We start from the raw sequence: 19169 nt of genomic DNA, 5'->3' as shown, positions 1-19169 counted from the left end.
ATGATTAAGACATATTGAGACTTGCGTTTTCAAATTGCAATAGGTTAACGTTTAGCATAGTTAATTAGGAATCATACACATGGACGCTCAGAAATATCTGCCGATTAAAAGGCATACGACATTATTAACCCGACTCCCCGAGACACGTTTCGCTTCTCAACTCGCAAAATCTAAAGCCAATTGGATTGTGTTCGGTGAGTACTTATCTCCACAATCATTTGATGACATCGACTTTTTCACTGGTACCTACAACACCATCCTCAATACGTGGAAGGTGGGACATTACGAAGTGGCACTGATGTCAGGGAACTTAACCCCGGCACACGAAGAAATTTTACAAGCACTGAAGCTTGATTATGCTTGCCTTAGCGAGGTCCCAGACTTATCTAAGCCAGGTTTGATCGTGATGGATATGGACTCCACAGCAATTCAAATTGAATGCATCGATGAGATAGCAAAGCTCGCAGGAGTCGGAGAGTTAGTTTCTGAAATCACAGAGCGTGCGATGCAAGGCGAGCTCGACTTTGAACAGAGCCTACGCCAACGCGTTGGGGCACTGAAAGGTGCGGATGAGTCGATACTGGAGCAAGTGCGCCAGTCATTGCCATTCATGCCAGACTTGGTTGAGCTAGTGAATACTCTGAATAAACTTGGCTGGAAGACGGCGATTGCATCGGGTGGTTTTACTTATTTCTCTGACTACCTGAAAGATACGCTTGATCTTGACCACGCTCAGTCAAACACGCTAGAGATCGTCAATGGTAAATTGACGGGTGAAGTATTAGGCGATGTTGTTTCCGCACAGACCAAAGCGGATATCTTGGTAGAACTTGCTGAAGAGTATGAACTGGAACTGCATAACACCGTTGCCGTGGGTGATGGTGCCAATGACTTGGTTATGATGGGTTCTGCCGGTTTAGGGATTGCTTACCATGCAAAACCGAAAGTTGAACAACAAGCTCAAACTGCTGTGCGTTATGCTGGCTTAGGTGGGGTGCTTTGTATCTTGTCAGGTGTATTAGCTAAGCAGCAAAAAATCAGCTGGCAAGCGAAGCCTTAGTCATATTTAGGGCGGTATAACGGATACAAAAAAGCAGGTGATGAGCCTGCTTTTTCTATTTTTAAATCCGATAAATCTACAAACCGGTAAGTTGATCTGGTTATTTAGTGCGAGAGTTCTAGTCGAATCAATACTTCATCGGTAATGTCTTCTATCTCACCATAACCAATAAAAGCGGTGACCTCACTCTCTAACTTCTTCGCTTGGTGCATACTGATGCGCGAAAGCTCGGCTAAGTCTGATTGGAACAAACTTGTTAATGGATTAAAGATAGGGGCGGTAGTGACTCGCAGTACATACACATCACCCAGATCTTGTGCTTTCTTGATGAACGAAATACGTTCTTTTGTAGATGCAAAGTCTTTCACCAACTTCGTATGTACAGATTGAATCTTGTTACCAAACTTTATCGCAGCAATGTATACGTCATGATGTTTTGGCTCTGCACCTTCAATTCTTTTCAGTGGCTCAGCTAATAGTGAATTAGAGTGACCTTTGAAAATCGGTTCCAGTGAAAACTTTTGGTTGTGCCCAAGTTTAGCGAGTAACGCTAGATGCTTGTTCAGCGGGAAGTTCACACCAATGAGCTTACAACGCAACGTTGAGCCCGGCTTATCAATGAAAATTGGATTACTGACCATTTTGTTAAGCAAAACAGTGTGCAGTGATTTAAGCAGTGAATCGGTGGGCAGTATTTCTTGCTTCTTATTTAGCTTACTTTGGTTCTGATCGATAAGCCCATTGAGGAAGGCGATGGTACGCATTGTTTTTGCATTCTCGGTGATAACCAATTGAACGTTGCAACCGTTCGGGCTTACACGAATTACATGGTAAGGCACTGTGCTTAATGGCAAGTTTTTATCATAGAGTTGCAGTTCATTGAAATTCACCACAACCGGATCATCAATCTTGAGTACCATTGGGTGTTCAAGGGTAATGCTTAGGCCACGTTTTGATATGTCTACAGTGTGTCCGTTTATTGTTGGGCTATCTTGTGATGTGAGTTGAATTGGTGATTTAAAGCTATATCTCGGTTCTTTACGACGACTTTGGGAATCAAAGTAGATACTTTGAATGTTCCCCACCACCGTTCGCGGATGACGAAAGCGATTAAGGTCACTGCTTGGAATGCGTGGTTTTTCACTTAATAGATAATCGGCAGCACTTTCGTGATCACCGATCTCTTGCAAGATACCGCAATGAGTCAGTTGCGCTGAGCTTTGAGCAAGCGTATCTGAATGCTCAGCTAAGGCTTGTCGCTCAGAGTCGGATAATTCGAAAACCGAGAATTTGAACGCCTTCCAACTTTTACGTTTACCGCCGATGTGCCAGAACAGTTGCCTCTCTTCACGAGAAGCTTCAGGCAGCATCATCGAGTAGAACAAGGTCTTATTTTTATGTTCATGGGTAAAAGAGTAGATAACGTTACTGGTTCCCTTCACGCCAGGCTTAGCGAGTAAGTTCATACGTTGTTCGTTGAACAAAGTACCCAGAGCCTGTTGGTTACGCTCATCATGCCAGTATTGCCATTGGGGATGATTGTTATCCGTGAGTAGGGCGAGTTTCAACTCACTACCACTGAAGAATAGAGGGAGATTACAGGTGTACTTTAGATAGGTGTGTTCAATACCGCGAGTTCGCGTTCGAATGAGCCTATCTTGATTCTCATGGCTGGTTTTCTTGCTGACACTATTTAGAGATTCATCGAGTAAACGAGCCACACTCGTTGTATCGCTGATTCTCATGCATCTTAAAAATTTGACTGCATTGTTCTCGTAGGATTCATCAATACCCAGAATACGAAATTCAACCGTCTCATTAACATCGGCTTCTAGTGACTTCTCAACAAGCTCAGTGAATTTAACACTGATGATTTCCCCTAGGTTATATTTAAATGCCCTTGGTACCTTGAACTTTGCACCCGACGGAGAAATATCAACCGTCACACCATGTAGGCTTTGTCCTTTAGGCGTGGTGATTTCAACCTGTGAGCTAATCTTGAGCCTATTTTCTTTGCGTTTTAAATCGTAACCGAGGTTAATGGCTTCTGCTTCATAGGGGCTATCAGCGTTAGTGATATCGTGGTCATCTTGAGAGGATGTTTTAACAATATTACGAAGAGGTTGAATGCGAGGTGTCATCACTAACTCCCACACGCCCTCGGTATAACCTTTAAATTTTTTAGTACCACGTTGATACGCGTTCAAAGCTATGTCATCAAGCCAATGTTTACGCTCGTCTAGCGTGAATTGATGACATTCATTATCAATACGCCCGCGTAAATCAATGCTCTTTGTGCAAGGAGCCATGATACGATTCAGTTCCATTTTAACGAGCAGTTTTAGAGACGGCGATTCGCCTTCTGTCATTTGAGAAAGAAGGAATTCGAAATCTTCGGCATGGTAGGCCGGAATAAGTCGTTCTGCTACAGATAGAATTTCAGATTGCTGCATACTTTTCTTGTTAGAATGGATGGTGCGTTATTGTTATCGACGAGTTGTATTTGATCTTTAGGTATTCGTGGCCCTACTGCAACTTTTATTTTCACCTGTACGGTCAACGGGGTCACAAAATAGCAACATTTACCCGTTACCAAGCAAATTATTGAGGTTTTATGGCTAAGGCAAAGCGAGCTTATGTGTGTAATGACTGTGGTGCTGACTTTCCACGTTGGCAAGGGCAGTGCAATGCATGTGGTGCTTGGAACACGATTACAGAAGTTAGGTTAGCCGCTTCACCTCAGGTCGCGCGCAATGAACGACTAAGTGGTTACGCTGGTGGTGCAACTGAATCTTCGGTTCAAACGCTATCGGAAATCGACTTGCAAGAGGTCCCGCGCTTTAGTAGTGGCTTCAAAGAGCTTGATCGTGTGCTTGGTGGTGGTGTTGTACCTGGCGCTGCGATTCTTATTGGTGGTAACCCTGGTGCCGGTAAATCAACGCTGTTATTGCAGACTATGTGTCAGCTTTCTTCCCAGTTACCGACACTTTATGTCACTGGCGAAGAATCTCTTCAACAAGTTGCGATGCGAGCTTCTCGATTAGGGTTACCAAAAGAGCATCTCAAAATGCTCTCTGAAACCAATGTTGATAAAATCTGTCAGGTTGCAGAAAGAGAGCAGCCTAAGATCATGGTTATCGATTCAATCCAAGTTATGCATGTCGCTGATGTTCAATCGTCTCCAGGCAGTGTTGCTCAGGTGCGCGAATCGGCAACCGCATTAACGCGCTATGCGAAACAGAACAACGTTGCCGTATTCCTAGTGGGACACGTAACTAAAGACGGTACCTTAGCGGGACCAAAAGTGCTTGAACACATTATTGACTGCTCGGTGCTGTTAGATGGCGGAACGGACAGTCGTTTTAGAACCTTGCGCAGCCACAAGAACCGTTTTGGTGCAGTGAATGAGCTAGGTGTGTTTGCTATGACAGGGCAAGGGCTAAAAGAAGTTAGCAATCCATCGGCTATTTTTCTGTCTCGTGGTGAAGAAGAAACCTCAGGCAGTTCAGTGATGGTGGTTTGGGAAGGAACGCGTCCACTCCTTGTTGAAATCCAAGCGCTGGTGGATTATTCGCAGCTGGCTAACCCGCGTCGTGTCGCTGTTGGTCTCGAGCAAAATAGACTGTCATTGTTACTAGCCGTGCTGCATAAACACGGCGGCTTACAAATGGCTGACCAAGATGTGTTTGTGAATGTCGTTGGTGGTGTTAAAGTAACCGAAACCAGTGCTGATCTTGCATTGGTAATGGCTTTACTTTCGAGTTTCAGAGACCGCGCATTGCCAAAAGATGTGGTGGTTTTTGGCGAAGTAGGCCTTGCTGGTGAGATTCGACCTGTACCGAGCGGTCAAGAGCGCTTAAATGAGGCGTTTAAACACGGCTTCAAGAGAGCCATTGTACCAGCGGCTAACATGCCTAAAGGTGGCATTCCAGGAATGCAGATCCACGGTGTGAAAAAATTATCGGAAGCAATTAATGCTTTTGATGAGTTGTAATTGAGCTCACTTCAGCTACTCTATACAGCAGAAATTCAGTCTAACTTAAACGCTATTTTCGCGTTAAGTTAGCACTAAACTTAACAATCATTTAGATTGTTTCTTCAGATTGCCTTTTTCTATATGTTAGAAAAAGGCAAAGTTTTTTAGTCCCAAATGCATGCAAAGCTATCAGTCCTCACAGATTGTGATATACTCTGCGCGCATTTTATATCCTATTAACAGAGTAAGACAATGGCAGATTTATCGAAATACAGAAACATTGGTATTTTCGCGCACGTTGATGCGGGTAAAACAACTACCACTGAGCGTATCCTTAAGCTAACTGGTCAGATCCACAAGACTGGTGAAGTACATGATGGCGAATCAACTACTGACTTCATGGAACAGGAAGCTGAGCGCGGAATTACTATCCAATCAGCAGCTGTAAGCTGTTTCTGGAACGGTCACCGTCTAAACGTTATCGATACTCCTGGACACGTTGACTTCACAGTTGAAGTATACCGTTCTCTTAAAGTACTTGATGGCGGTATCGGTGTATTCTGTGGTTCTGGTGGTGTTGAACCACAATCAGAAACTAACTGGCGCTACGCTAACGAATCAGAAGTATCTCGTCTGATCTTCGTTAACAAACTAGACCGTATGGGTGCAGATTTCTACAACGTTGTTGACCAAGTTAAAAACGTTCTAGGTGCAACTCCTCTAGTTATGGTTCTACCAATCGGCCGCGAAGATGAATTCGTGGGTGTTGTAGACCTTCTAAGCCGTAAAGCATACGTTTGGGATGACACTGGTCTTCCTGAAAACTACGAAATCACTGATGTTCCTGCGGACATGGTTGATGACGTTGAGCAATACCGTGAAGAGCTAATCGAAACTGCTGTAGAGCAAGACGATGACCTAATGGAAGCTTACATGGAAGGTGAAGAGCCTTCTATCGAAGACATCAAACGTTGTATCCGTAAAGGTACTCGTGATATCGCATTCTTCCCTACGTTCTGTGGTTCTGCGTTCAAGAACAAAGGCATGCAAGTTATCCTTGATGCTGTAGTAGATTACCTACCTTCTCCAACTGAAGTTGATCCTCAACCTCTAATGGATGAGAACGGCGAAGAAACAGGCAACCACGCTATCGTTTCTACTGAAGAAACTTTCAAAGCGCTTGCGTTCAAAATCATGGATGACCGTTTCGGTGCTCTAACTTTCGTTCGTATTTACTCTGGTAAATTGAACAAAGGTGACACGATCCTTAACTCATTCACAGGTAAAACTGAGCGTGTTGGCCGTATGGTTGAGATGCAAGCTGATGACCGTAACGAACTAACTAGCGCACAAGCTGGTGACATCATTGCGATCGTTGGTATGAAGAACGTTCAAACTGGTCACACTCTATGTGATCCAAAAGACCAAGTAACGCTTGAGCCAATGGTTTTCCCAACTCCAGTAATCTCTATCGCTGTATCTCCAAAAGATAAAGGCGGTTCTGAGAAAATGGGTATCGCGATCGGTAAAATGGTTGCTGAAGATCCATCTTTCCAAGTTGAGACTGACGAAGAAACTGGCGAAACTATCCTTAAAGGTATGGGTGAGCTTCACCTAGACATCAAGGTAGATATCCTTAAGCGTACTTACGGCGTTGACCTAACAGTTGGTGCTCCTCAAGTTGCTTACCGTGAAACTATCACTCAAGCAATTGAAGATAGCTACACGCATAAGAAACAGTCTGGTGGTTCTGGTCAATTCGGTAAGATCGATTACCGTATCAAACCTGGTGAAGCAGGTTCTGGCTTCAAGTTCAACTCAGTAGTTGTGGGCGGTAACGTTCCTAAAGAATTCTGGCCTGCAGTTGAGAAAGGCTTTGCTGGCATGATGGATAACGGCGTACTAGCTGGCTTCCCTACGCTAGACGTTGAAGTTGAACTTTTCGATGGTGGTTTCCACGCAGTCGATTCATCTGCTATCGCATTTGAAATCGCAGCGAAAGGCGCATTCCGTCAATCTATGCCTAAAGCTGGCGCGCAACTTCTTGAGCCTATCATGAACGTTGACGTGTTCACTCCAGACGATCACGTTGGTGATGTTATCGGTGACCTTAACCGTCGTCGTGGCATGATCAAAGATCAACAAGCTGGCGTTACTGGTGTTCGTATTAAAGCTGACGTACCTCTTTCTGAGATGTTCGGCTACATCGGTCACCTACGTACTATCACTTCTGGTCGTGGCCAATTCTCTATGGAATTCGCACAATACGCACCATGTCCAACTAACGTTGCTGACGAAGTGATTGCAAAAGTTAAAGCAGAAAAAGAAGCTGGTAAGTAATTAGCCCTTTTCTAAATTAGCTAAAAAAGCCCCGCAAGTGAAAGCTTGCGGGGCTTTTTATTATCAATGATACCAGCGAGCGTCGTTCTATTATCTTAAGCCTATATTTAAGAGCTTATGGGATGATCTTGGTTTTGATTGAAGAACATAGAGAAGAAATTAAAAAGGCCAACGAAAAATAAATGGCAGACTTTTCAAGTACGTATTTCTAAGGCATAGCTTTAACTTCAACCGTGATCGTATCTTGATATTTTCCAGCACGCGCAAATTCGATGTTACCTAACGTCACCTCAAGGGGAACTCCCCAGCGCTTAGTATCCTCATTGTTTGAGAAGGTATAGACCGATTTCTGGTTTACTAAGGCGTTATTAAAGCGCAATGTATATGGGATCGTGACGTTGGATTCCAACTTCTGTTTTAACTCACCATATCTCTGCTTTACAACCAATCTTACATTCGAGTTCGAAAGAAGATCAAAATCGGATCGATAGGTTCGGTTAGATTCAAGGTCACCAAGCTGGAAGCGATAACCTGAGCTCCCTGAGCGTTGAAGGTTTGGTGCGTTAGGCACTGAGTTGAAAGCCACAAACGCTGGTACGTTGAGTTTCACTTTGGCATTTTTTGTCTCTTGTTTTCTATCTAGGGAAATAGAGGCTTCAAGAAGTCCGTTATAATGACCAGATGCGGCCACTTTAGCCTCTGGCACTTTTATCCAAAACTTTGTTCTTTGGCTGTTATCCAGAGGTAGTTGAAAGCCTTTACTAGGAAAGTGGCTCAATTGACGAAAATTTTTGTCTAGAATCGTCAGGGGTAAATTCGTTCCAATTGAACTTAAATAACTAGATTGTTTATTGTTGACCGATACTATAGCCGTCGGAAATCGACAGGTCTGAATATCACGCGACAATTCCAAATAAACGGGAATATAGGCGCCTAAATCTCGCTTAAACTCAACATTGGTTCTGTCGACGTTAAGAATCCACTTGCCACTGCATTCGGCCCAAACCGATTGAGATAGCATGGCTAAACCGAACACTGAAAACTTAAGTAAGTGTTTCATGGTTTATCCCTCTTTAATAAGTAAAGTTGGTAGATAAATCAGGTTGTCATTGATTTCTGGGACGTTTAATTTTGTGGGGCTAAAGCCATCGATGACGATGGTGTAGTTACCCGGTGCTACGCCTTCCACAACGAACCTGCCTGATCGATTTGTGAAAAATTCATACGTTTTTTGTTGCCCAACTAGCTGACCTTGGAAGAGTTTTAATGGTGCTTTTGGCCCGATCTCAATCTTACCTATAATGGTTTTCGATGCTGCTGAGCCAATTTTTATTAGATGGCCTGTTTGTGAGCCTGGTGTAATGTTGTACTCGTGGTCACCGAAGTCATAACCGATTGGCGCATCCGGCACATCAATGTAGATACTGGATAATTGGTGCCCTCCAGATAACTGAACTGCATTACTTATAGTATAGGTAGATATTGCTTCTGCAGGATCGTCTGCAACCGCATTTATTTCTACATCAGCATCTAACGAGTCATGGACAGCGATGATTGCTACAGGGCCATTGATTGGACGTGACCAAGCCAAGTTACCGTCAGCCAAAGTAAACGCTGTACTCGCTCGTAAAGAAGCGGTTTGGTAATTTGTTGAATTATTGAATGCTAGATGAGAAACCTTGGCATCGGTGATAAAACGGTTTGCCACATAATTACCTTCGATTGAATAAGTTTGAGAGTCACTCTCGCCTTCAGCAGTCATCGCATAACCATAGCTGCCAGTATAATCCTCCGATGGACGTTGGAATTGAGCTCGATAGGTGTCTGGTTCGTTGGAGTAGGATACATTTGCATTGTATTCCCCATTGTCAGAGTTCCAGTCCCAATCTGCAGAAAAGGTGAAGCGAGTTTCGTCAATGTTTTCATTTGGGTTTTCTTCTTTTTCGATACCAGCAGAAAATGATACGTTATAAAATTGCCAAGCAACTTCAGTCGAGGCCTGCCATTGCACTTCTGCCTCTTCAAAGTCACGATAGTCACCGCTCAGAATTAAACTCAGGTTATCCGTAATACTGAAAACGTAGTTTGAAAAGACACGGAGGCCAGTATTCGCATCCGCAATCTGCCAAGGTAATGCAAAATAATTCTCTTGATATTCACTACCAAGACGGAAGTTTGGAGAGCCGTAACTGTCTGTTCCCCATAATTGATGTGAGTAATCTAAGCTGTAGATACTGCCTGTATCGTTATTGGGCTTGTTGTTTTGTGCCGATGCTCGAATACCCAAATTCCCCCAATCGGAACCAACGGTAGCAATCATACCGAGTTGTTGTCCTTCAGGGTGGTACAAACCATTTACACCGATTGTTAAGGTATCGCTGATGCCATAGTCGTAATATCCAGAAGTTACCCATTGCTCGTCGTCATACTTAAAGTTGTTATCTTCAATTGTCGACGTTAAACCAGAGTAAAAGCCAAAATCAGAAATGCCTTCTCTTAATAAGCGTGAGTTAAAGAACTGGCTATAAACGATGGTATCTGTCCTGCCTGATTGATAACTAATGTCTAACCGAACGTCATTGGTACCAGAAACGAGAGGTAAGTCATCAAGTGTATATCGACCTGGAGGTAAGCGAATCTCGGTGAGAAAAACATCGTTGATATAGATTTCTACATCGGCACTCTCGTTCAATACTAGCGGTTGAGTTCCTCCGTTCTGGATGTTTCGGGTAGGTTGCAAGTCTTGATACAAACGTTCAAAAGCAAGGCCTCCGAGAGGAGTACTAGGAAGGTGTCCAGCACTGGCTTGGGTGACATCACCAAAGGTTAGGCGAAAAGGGGTATTTGGTTCATCGAAGAACAGACGAGCTTCACCTCGATACACGTCGGAATTAACATCGTTACCACCAGTTACAAAGCCAGATATGTCAATATTGACGCCTCGAACACCACCGATATTGGATTTCATTAACCATTCACCAAGCCAGGTTTGGGTGTCATCTGCGTTAGAGTCGTTGAACAGGGAGTAATCCGTACTGGCATTTAGTGTATTTTGCACTGTCCAAAATGCGCTTTCTGAGTACTGGGCTGGTTCATATTTGCTACCAAACGAAAGCAAAAATTCAGCAGCAGCCGTCTCATCAATAACTAAATCAATACTTTGTTCGGAAGCGTTGAAAATTGCATTGATACCCATACGATCCAACTGGTCGATTGTAATGTACTCTTTGGAAAAACCTCGCAGTGCAGCCAGTGTATCAGCATTGATCAACTTTTCAGTCGACTGAACAATCTGCTCTACGTTAATGGAGCCAACGCTCATACCGTCAGAATACGCATTTACTTCGCCGATTGTGTTCTCACCCCAAGTCACTGGAAATGGGAATAACCAACTTTGAGCGAATGCGGTTTGTATAGTCATTATTAGAGTGAGGCATAAAATGAGACTTTTCATGCAAGCCTCATTAGTCTACTGTTTTAACAGAAACTTTCTCTGGCTGTCCCAGTTCACTTGGTAAGGCGTACTTGATCGCCGTTCCTGGCATCAAGTAAGCGCTTGTTTTTTTACTTAGAACTTCCCAATTGACTGTTTTGTCCACTTTACCACCTGAGAAGTTAAACTCCATACCATTCATGTTCAGTACTCGCTTACCATCATTACGAATAACAACCTGTCGGTTTAGGAGTGTAGTGGTTGGAGTCGATTTGCTGGATGAGGGAGATACAAAAACCAAAGTTGCAAACTCTAGTAACATAGAAATAGAACTGTCGTCATTTTCCTCAATTTTATTTTCTAGTTCAATTTGAGTAAAGACGATACGGTAGGTGACTGTTTGTTTGATTGGTTCTGTTGGCATGTAACGTACGCGGAAAGTCTGAGACTTTTGGCCGTCAATTTTCGCTTGAGGTGGAAGGATGAGAAACTCCTCTTCTGACGGTGTTAAGATTTCTTCACCGGTAGAAAAATCAGTTTGATAGACGTTTACTTCTAGGAGGATCGGCTCTTCTTCGACATTAGTCACTTTATACAAGCCTTGGGAATTCCGACCTACATCATCGAGCTCTAAATAGATAGGACTCACTTCGTACGCGAAAAGAATAGAACTAAGCAATAAGGAAAATAGAAGAGTGGTAATCCTAACCATAGATATTTCTCCATGAAATAAACTTGGCCCGATAACCGAGCCAAGTTTTGTTTGAGTCCATAAGCGTTATTCGGTTTTTAGCTTGCAGGACCGGCTGCTGCAAGGCTCACTTTGATTTTACCTTTATACTTACCTGCTTTTGCAAAGCCTGAATCTTCAGGTTTCACATAAATTGGATGCTTGTTGATTTTGTTCACCAAGTGTTCGCCCAAGGATGGAATTGGTGGTGCCGTTACTTCCATCGCATGATCGTTTTCGGTGTTCGCCACGGTATCTGAACCAATTTTCACTTTGTAGTTAATGGTTTCATTCATATTGTGCTTGGTTACGCCGTTTAGCTGGTAAGCCGTTACTGAAAACTCCAAATCAGTACCGTAATTACACCAAGCACGTAAGTTACCCACCAAAACTTTCTTGTTGTTGAAGCCATTGCTCCACGAATCAGTGTGAACTTTGTTCGCTTTACGTAGAACGTTATTCTTCACGTCTTTTTTACCGATTCGCAGTAGACAGCGTTTTGGCACTCGACCTTCGATTCGAATCGTTTTTTGGTCCGTTTTACTCAGTGTTGTAAAGTCCACAGCATTATTAAACTGAACCGCAGAAGCGCCAAAAGAAAGTGAAGCGGCTGCCACAGCTGTAGCAATAAGTAACTTTTTCATAACTCAATCCCTCGTTGATTTAAGATGCATACCCGTGCATCACTTTTAAAGGTTACGAGGGAACAAAGTGCCAAACCTCATCACATAGAGTGAAAAATATCGCTTACATAGGGTGAGTTTAGAATGAGTTTTTTCATATTCCACTTTTCTTGTGATCTTACTATTTTCTTGTGACCTTGCTATATATCGAATCTAATTAAAGCTTTTTACCTGAGCAAGAAGTTCATACCTGGATCGTAAGTTTAATTTACGAAGTAAGTTTGATGAGTGAGTCTTTACTGTGTTAATACTGACGTGTTGCTGAGATGCTATCTGAGAGTTTGACAGCCCTTTTAGCATCAATGAGCAAGTATCCCTTTCTTTATTTGTTAACTCTTGATAATTAACGAGGTTTTCGCAAGCAGATTCAAGGCTTGGTTCATTATTCTGATAAAAAGAGACAAGTTTATTTAGAATAGTCCTAGGAAACCATATATCTTCTTGATAAACAGATAGGATTGCTTTCGATATGAATTCGAAGTTTTGCCCGACTTGCCCCGAAAATCCCTTTTCTAACCATACCGTTGATGTATTGTCATTAACATTTACGGCTAACCAAAACTCGAGTCGTTCATGAAGGATAAACCCGTACCTTTTAGGACAAGGCATCGTCTGAATATCAAACAAGACTACTGTTTCTGGCGATAGTTTAGGTATTTGCATAAAGCATCGATCATGGGTTATCTGGGCGTTAGGGAGAGATACGGCAAGTAAGTCTTTTATCACCCGTAAGTATGAGTTATTACGGGTGAGAACATGAATTTCTAAAACGAGTTCAGAATCATTTTCCATTAATGACCTCTCTACTTATTCACGTATAAATCTTGACTAATCGGTAGGTTAGGGAAGGAAATCCCTACGATTCCCAGTTCAATAATAGTAGTATCGATTGAGTATTATTCAACGTAATGAATGCGTTATTTTTATTAATTGTTGATTATTAAGGGAATCAGGGAGAGGGAAATGAGGTGCGCACCAATTGTTTCATACTTTAGTACCGTAAATGGTGCGCTTTGTTGAAGGTGAGAGCTAGTTAGTTTTTAGTTGGATGTAAATCTGCTCTACTTTGGTGCGTGCCCAATCTGTTTTACGCAAAAATTTTAAGCTCGATTTAATGCTCGGGTCTTTTTTAAAGCAGTTGATGTTCACCATGTAACTCAACTCTTCCCAACCGTAATGTTCAACCAATTCAGTCAGTAGCTTCTGTAGAGTGATACCGTGAAGTGGATTATTGTCTTGTGTCATGAGATGTTCTCGCCATTTATTTGAGTTAAGTATACCAGTATCGCTTTATGAATTATCAGACCATTTAAGTCGGGTGTATGTGTTTCGTTATTGAGGAAATATCTAAAAGTTGTTGTGTTTGTTTTCTATAAAGCTTGAGACTTATCCTTATATACTTCTGTCTCACTATTGAGAACTACGGGCTTGTTTGTTGTAAAAACAACTACTGTTATCTTTATATCCTCATTCTTATAATGGATATAAAACATACAGTTATTTGAAGGGTTAATAAATTAAGGCTCAGCCTTTATTGTGTTTTCGTTATTGTGACTTCTATTAAGTAATTGAAAATAAGATGGTTAGATTTATTTTAGCTTTAATTACACTTCCTATTTGCAACCTTTAAATTTGCATGGAGTATTAATCTTGAACAACCAATCCATCACATCTATAGATGTAGGATATGTTTTTCTATATTTTCTGAATCTCCAATGGGCCGGAGGTGATGATTAGAAAAATGCATGGGTGGGGGTTGCATAATGTCTATTTTAAGAGGCTCGGGGCGTAACAGCACACGAGGCTATCTCAAATCCAAAACAAAAGGCATCGCTATTATCGAGTTTACGATCGTGGTGAGCCTGTTTTTTGCGCTTTTTTTGACGGTTGTTGATCTTGGTATATATGGGTTTGTTAAATTGACCATGCAACATTCGGCAAGAGAGGGCGCAAGATATGCCATCACAGGTCGTTCTGATCTCGATCCCGACGCATCGAGTAATCGAGAAGCGGCAATCTTAGAAAAAATTTCCCAATCTTCGAGTGGTCTACTCGACAAAGTGATGGATGTTCAAAACATACGTGTTGAAGATGTCTATGGTAATGCCGTCGCTGGTTTTGGTGGCTCAGGGGACATTATTTCTATTCATCTTGATTGTGAGTGGCCATCTGTAAACCCTTATATGTATGTTTTGCTTGATGACGGGAAGTTTAAATTTACCGTTAGTGCGGCAATGAAAAACGAAGCTTTTTAAGGAGGAACAGGATGTTTCCTTTGAAGATCAAAAGAGCCGCAGAGAAAGGGTTTGCGGCAATCGAAATGACCTTAATAGCACCATTGTTCATGTTGCTTATTGTTGCTGCTGTCGATATCACGCACCTCATTCAAGCCAATCACATCATTATCAGTATCAGTCGAGAAGGTGGGAACATTATTTCTCGGAGTAATACTGATACCCCTCAAGAAGTGATGGACATCATAGCGACGACATCGGGAACATTGGACTTAACGCAAGACGGTGTCATTTACATTACCGAGGTGGTTGGTCAAGAAGGTGCTTCCCCCTACATTAAAAGTCAATATCGATGGAACCAACACGGATTAAGTAAAAATAGTGCTATTTGGTCGAGTTGCAGTAACTGGGCAAGTGATGGGGAGTGTTCTGATGTGGATTCAGATGATCCCCCGCTCATCAATAATCTCGCAGTTGCACTTGATGACGGGGAGATCGTTTACAGCGTAGAGGTATTCTATGACTACTCACCCATCTTTAGTCGAGTATTCGACGAGCAATATATTTTGAGTGACACAACATATATGTAGGGAGGTTAAAATGGATAAGGGAACCCCAATCAAATATCGTTACAGTCGGGGGTTAGTGGCTTTGATGTCAATCATCGCACTGCCTTTTATTTTGTTAGTTGTTGGACTTTCAGTGGATGCTGGACGCGCTTACATTGTTAAGTCTAAATTATTTGCGGCGGTTGATGCCGCGAGCATAGCAGCCGCAAGAGCGGTCGCTAATGGCGAAGATGCTGGCCGTGCGGCAGCTCAAAAATATTTTTCAGCCAATATCCCCGCCGACTTTTATTCAGCAACGCCTAGCTTAGGTGCAGTGAACTTCGCATATGATTCTTTTGGTAACATCTCCATAGATATTTCGGCCACAGCGCAAGTGCCCACTATCTTTTTGCCCTTGATAGGGTTAGATACATTTAACCCTGGTGTTTCCGCACAATCCATTCGTCGACCTGTAGATCTAGTGTTAGTGATTGATAATACAACCTCCTTGAGACTGGGGAGCATCGGTGATGTAACACAAGATGTTATTGATCGGTCTAAGTCGTTCGTTGAAAATTTTCATGAAGGATTTGATCGAATTTCATTGGTCAAGTTCGCTTTTGGAGCTGAAGTCCCTGTGGGGTTCAATGCGACGCGTGGACATAGTCGGAGTAGCATCAAATCTGAAATTGACAGTTTTAACTTTGGTAGCACTTCAAATGCCCAGTACACCAATGCATCGGAAGGGATGTATCGAGCTCTGAATGAACTCAGAACGGTGACTGATCCTGCCAACTTGAAAGTGATCGTGTTCTTTACTGATGGAGCGCCAAATACCTTTGCTACGACGTTTGATTTCGAAGGGGGGGGAACTCACACTGGAGCCATAAGATCGAGCGACGGTAGTAGTGGTAGGCCTAGAGGTCTTTGGAGGCATGATACGATTGCTACCACTTTACCAGGCGGTTACGAGGGGCGAGATATTGATGACTATATCAGCGAAATTCCTGAGCACTACACAGCCCATGATACTAATGCCACTGAATTCAAAATTTTAAACCCGACTCATGCGGTGCGCCCAGTGGCGCAATATGCCCCTAATAGCCATTCAGCAAATGATTTGTATACCAGAGTGAATCGGGTTGCTCGTAATCTAGTTGAAGACATCGCGGAAAAGGCTAGAACGGAAGACATTTATGTATTTACGTTGGGTTTAGGCTCATCACTTACATCGGCAACTGGACCTGATAGTGAGTTTGGTGAGGACTTATTGTTACGAATGGCAAACTCTAGCGCGCTTTTAGATGATCCAGATCTGAGTTCCGACTATGATCCCGCTCAGCTTGAAGGGGTGTATTGCCATGCGATTGATGAGGAGGCGTTAGGCCCTTGCTTTGACAAAATGTTGGATGTGATTATTCGTTTAACATTATAGCGTTATTCTAGAGTCTACTTATTTCTTCTAAATATTGTTCACATAAGCATATCATTCAGAACTAGATAAAATAAAAAGAGGGAGCTGTTCAGCTCCCTCTTAGTGCTGTCGTTTATTATACTGCTAACTGCTAACTGCTAACTGCTTTTTAGCTTTGTTAGCGTTAGCAGTAATAACAGTAACGGTTACTCTTCCCAAACCACTAATTTATCTTTCGGCCAGTTATGACCGATTTCATGGTATTTCTGCTCAAGGATATGTCGCTTTATCTTGAGAGTCGGGGTAAGTACACCGTTGTCGATGCTCCACGGTTCCTTAATCATCAGTACCCCTTTGATCTTCTCATGCGAGGCTAACTGTTCGTTCATTTTTTCAATGACACGTTTACTTGTTCTTTCATAACGAGCTCGATCAAAATTAGGGAAGTCATGCGGTACCACTAGTAGGATAGGACCAGGTAAGCCTAAGCCGATCAAACACATCATTTCTACGCGGCTGTATTCAAACAGTTTGTTTTCGATTGGCACTGGAGCCACAAACTTACCTTTCGCAGTTTTAAAGGTGTCTTTTTTACGTCCCCGGATCGTTAGGTAGCCCTCGCTGTCGATATCACCAATATCGCCAGTATGAAGCCATCCCTCAGAGTTAAAAGACTCTTGGGTGGCTATGTCATTTTTGTAATAGCCAGAGAACATACCTTTGCTTCGAACCAAAATTTCTTCATCTTCTGCAATTTTGAGTTCGATGCCCGGACCAGCATTACCCACAGTACCAATTTTGTCGGCTCTAAACGGGTGATTAATCGTGCTGTAGGCGAAAGACTCTGTCATTCCCCAAGCCTCGGTAATGTGTAGACCAACACTCTCATACCATGCGAGTAGAGCCGGTGATACCGGAGCTGAACCACATCCCAAAACGCGGGCTTGATCTAACCCTAGGCCATCAGCCAGTTTCTTCTTAATGATGTTGTTGATAAACGGAATCTTAAGTAAGAAATTCAGTTTCTTCTGCGGAAGCTTATCTTGGATTCGTTGCTGGAACAGAGTCCATAAACGAGGAACTGAAATAAATAGAGTAGGGCGATGCATTTTCACATCATCAATAAAGGTATCTAAAGACTCCGGGAAAGCAGTGACTATACCGCCCATTACCGATGAGCCAAAGATGTAAACGCGTTCTGTAATATGGGCAAGCGGTAGATAAGAGAACAAGCGATCGCCGGGTTGGATACCAATATGATCGATCAACCGTTGAACTGACCACGTAAAGGCGCCGTATGTGAGCATCGCGCCTTTTGGTAGCCCTGATGTACCCGAAGTATAAACAAGCGACATTACTTTATCATCGTGATGCTGAGGACGCTTGGTTGAGGGTTCATGGGTATCGATGAGTTGTTCGAAAGTATGTTGGCACTTCGCTGCGCTATCGTAGGGAAGTGAGATACTCACCAAGTTTGGATTATCATCCAGTACTATTTGAGTGGCCTTAGGATCGTCGAGTTTACCCGCAATCACAATTTTACTTTCACTGTGTTCAATACAGTACTGTATGGTATCGGCACCCGCTGTTGGAAAGATTGGGACGCTGACAAAATCTCCTAACATCATGGCAAGATCGCAGATAAACCATTCTGCACAGTTTTTCGATACGAGAGCGACTCGATCACCGGGTTGGGCTCCGAGTCCTTCTAATGCTGACGCCAGTTTCAGTGCTTTGTCGGCCACTTCTTTATAAGTAAACTCAACAAATTGGCGGTTAATAATTTGCTTTAAGTAGACCTCATCGGGGCGTTCTTCTGCCCATTTTAAAATCATGTCATTGGGTGTAGGGAGAGCTGTTGCTTGTTCTTGGCTAAACTCGTTAGGCTGAATCATTGTCTAACTCCATGTTTTTCGCTAAGTTATTTTTGTTAAAATCATGTTAAATGTACCATGATTTTTTCTTTTAGGGAGTAAAATTAGCGTTTATGTTCTTTGTTTTCCGTTATCTGTGCAGGCTCGCCTGTAACTTGCAGGCGTTACTCCAGTCCGTTTCTTAAAAATTCTCGAGAAATATGACACATCCTTGTATCCACATTGATAGGCAATGACAGCAATTTTTGATTCGGTATCTGCCTCGATTAACTTTTTGGCAAGTAGAATGCGTTTATCGCACACGAAGTCTCTAAAGCTTACTCCAAAGTGTAGATGAAACTTCTTAGAAAAATAGGTGGTTGAACAGTGACATTTCTCGGCGATCTCTGTTTCTCTGATTTCTTTGTTGATGTTGTCCATCACAAAGTTAATAACTTCGGATGTGAAGACCTTTACAGGCAGTTGGTTGTTGTTGTTTGTGTCTCTGTCGATATCGAAGTGGGACTCGAACATATGCTGTGTCTTGGCCTTAAGCTCTTCGAATTGACTGGTCAGATGATTACTGTTTGTTTCTATGATGAAAAATATATTCTTATGATTTCGAACGATATTAGGTAACGGGTCAGAGCAAATAATGACAATTCTTTTGTTCAAATTTTCGCAAATAGATAAAGCCATGGTAAGTAGTTGGGTTTTATCTGCGCTATTCAATATGAAAAATACCAATCTTACATCTAAGTTACTGATTATAGATATGTCTTGTTTGAAGTTTTTAATAGAAAAATAGTGGCCTATTTTATTAATAATAACGGAGTTGAAATCACTATCTTTGTCCGACAATAACGGAGTTACTATTTTCATATCAATATAATCTTCG

The 19169-nt window shown here is 42.4% G+C and carries 15 protein-coding genes; 6 read left to right on the top strand and 9 right to left on the bottom strand.

Annotated features, from left to right (window positions below):
- Positions 1-79: 79 nt before the first annotated feature.
- Positions 80-1060: a phosphoserine phosphatase gene (gene serB, locus MED222_RS08620; protein ID WP_009847517.1), complete on the top strand. Its 981-nt coding sequence runs from the start codon at positions 80-82 to the stop codon at positions 1058-1060.
- A 104-nt stretch (positions 1061-1164) separates the two neighbouring features.
- Here serB and MED222_RS08625 read toward each other — a convergent pair whose 3' ends face one another.
- Positions 1165-3513: a PilZ domain-containing protein gene (locus MED222_RS08625; protein ID WP_009847516.1), complete on the bottom strand. Its 2349-nt coding sequence runs from the start codon at positions 3511-3513 to the stop codon at positions 1165-1167.
- 161 nt (positions 3514-3674) lie between these two features.
- On the opposite strand from MED222_RS08625, the gene radA reads away from it, so the two are divergent.
- Both radA and fusA read left to right on the top strand, forming a co-directional pair.
- The gene (gene radA / locus MED222_RS08630; RefSeq protein WP_009847515.1) at positions 3675-5054 is read left to right on the top strand and encodes a DNA repair protein RadA; all 1380 of its coding nucleotides are present in this window, start codon (positions 3675-3677) and stop codon (positions 5052-5054) included.
- 234 nt (positions 5055-5288) lie between these two features.
- Entirely contained in the window at positions 5289-7376 is a 2088-nt protein-coding gene (gene fusA / locus MED222_RS08635) for an elongation factor G (RefSeq protein WP_009847514.1), read from the top strand.
- A 208-nt stretch (positions 7377-7584) separates the two neighbouring features.
- On the opposite strand, the gene MED222_RS08640 is transcribed toward fusA, so the two are convergent.
- The 6 genes from MED222_RS08640 to MED222_RS08665 form a co-directional block, all read right to left on the bottom strand.
- Positions 7585-8436 (bottom strand): hypothetical protein, encoded by an 852-nt coding sequence (locus MED222_RS08640; RefSeq protein WP_009847513.1) that lies wholly within the window; start codon positions 8434-8436, stop codon positions 7585-7587.
- Between the two features lie 3 nt (positions 8437-8439).
- Positions 8440-10830, bottom strand: coding sequence for a fimbria/pilus outer membrane usher protein (locus MED222_RS08645; protein WP_032555266.1), 2391 nt, complete (start codon positions 10828-10830; stop codon positions 8440-8442).
- A 10-nt stretch (positions 10831-10840) separates the two neighbouring features.
- On the bottom strand, positions 10841-11521 hold the full coding sequence (locus MED222_RS08650) for a fimbria/pilus periplasmic chaperone (protein ID WP_009847511.1): 681 nt from the start codon (positions 11519-11521) through the stop codon (positions 10841-10843).
- A 77-nt stretch (positions 11522-11598) separates the two neighbouring features.
- A complete protein-coding gene (locus MED222_RS08655) occupies positions 11599-12183 on the bottom strand; it encodes a hypothetical protein (RefSeq protein ID WP_009847510.1) in 585 nt (194 codons plus the stop codon).
- Positions 12184-12375: 192 nt separating this feature from the next.
- Complete coding sequence (locus tag MED222_RS08660; RefSeq protein ID WP_009847509.1) at positions 12376-13014, bottom strand: helix-turn-helix transcriptional regulator; 639 nt, start codon at positions 13012-13014, stop codon at positions 12376-12378.
- A 237-nt stretch (positions 13015-13251) separates the two neighbouring features.
- A complete protein-coding gene (locus tag MED222_RS08665; RefSeq protein ID WP_009847508.1) occupies positions 13252-13467 on the bottom strand; it encodes a VF530 family DNA-binding protein in 216 nt (71 codons plus the stop codon).
- Positions 13468-13982: 515 nt separating this feature from the next.
- Here MED222_RS08665 and MED222_RS08670 point away from each other — a divergent pair.
- From MED222_RS08670 to MED222_RS08680, 3 genes are read left to right on the top strand one after another with little or no spacing between them, the layout of a single operon-like run.
- A complete protein-coding gene (locus MED222_RS08670) occupies positions 13983-14477 on the top strand; it encodes a TadE family protein (RefSeq protein ID WP_157044866.1) in 495 nt (164 codons plus the stop codon).
- 11 nt (positions 14478-14488) lie between these two features.
- Positions 14489-15046: a TadE/TadG family type IV pilus assembly protein gene (locus tag MED222_RS08675; RefSeq protein WP_009847506.1), complete on the top strand. Its 558-nt coding sequence runs from the start codon at positions 14489-14491 to the stop codon at positions 15044-15046.
- Positions 15047-15056: 10 nt separating this feature from the next.
- Positions 15057-16439, top strand: coding sequence for a vWA domain-containing protein (locus MED222_RS08680; protein WP_009847505.1), 1383 nt, complete (start codon positions 15057-15059; stop codon positions 16437-16439).
- 185 nt (positions 16440-16624) lie between these two features.
- Here the strand turns inward: MED222_RS08680 and MED222_RS08685 are convergent, their stop codons facing one another.
- Complete coding sequence (locus MED222_RS08685) at positions 16625-18313, bottom strand: AMP-binding protein (RefSeq protein ID WP_009847504.1); 1689 nt, start codon at positions 18311-18313, stop codon at positions 16625-16627.
- A 90-nt stretch (positions 18314-18403) separates the two neighbouring features.
- Entirely contained in the window at positions 18404-19153 is a 750-nt protein-coding gene (locus MED222_RS08690) for a helix-turn-helix domain-containing protein (RefSeq protein ID WP_009847503.1), read from the bottom strand.
- Between the last annotated feature and the right edge of the window lie 16 nt (positions 19154-19169).

Source organism: Vibrio sp. MED222 (genome assembly GCF_000153005.1).
In the GTDB taxonomy this organism is placed as follows: domain Bacteria; phylum Pseudomonadota; class Gammaproteobacteria; order Enterobacterales; family Vibrionaceae; genus Vibrio; species Vibrio tasmaniensis_A.
This window is presented reverse-complemented; position numbering and strand designations above follow the sequence as displayed.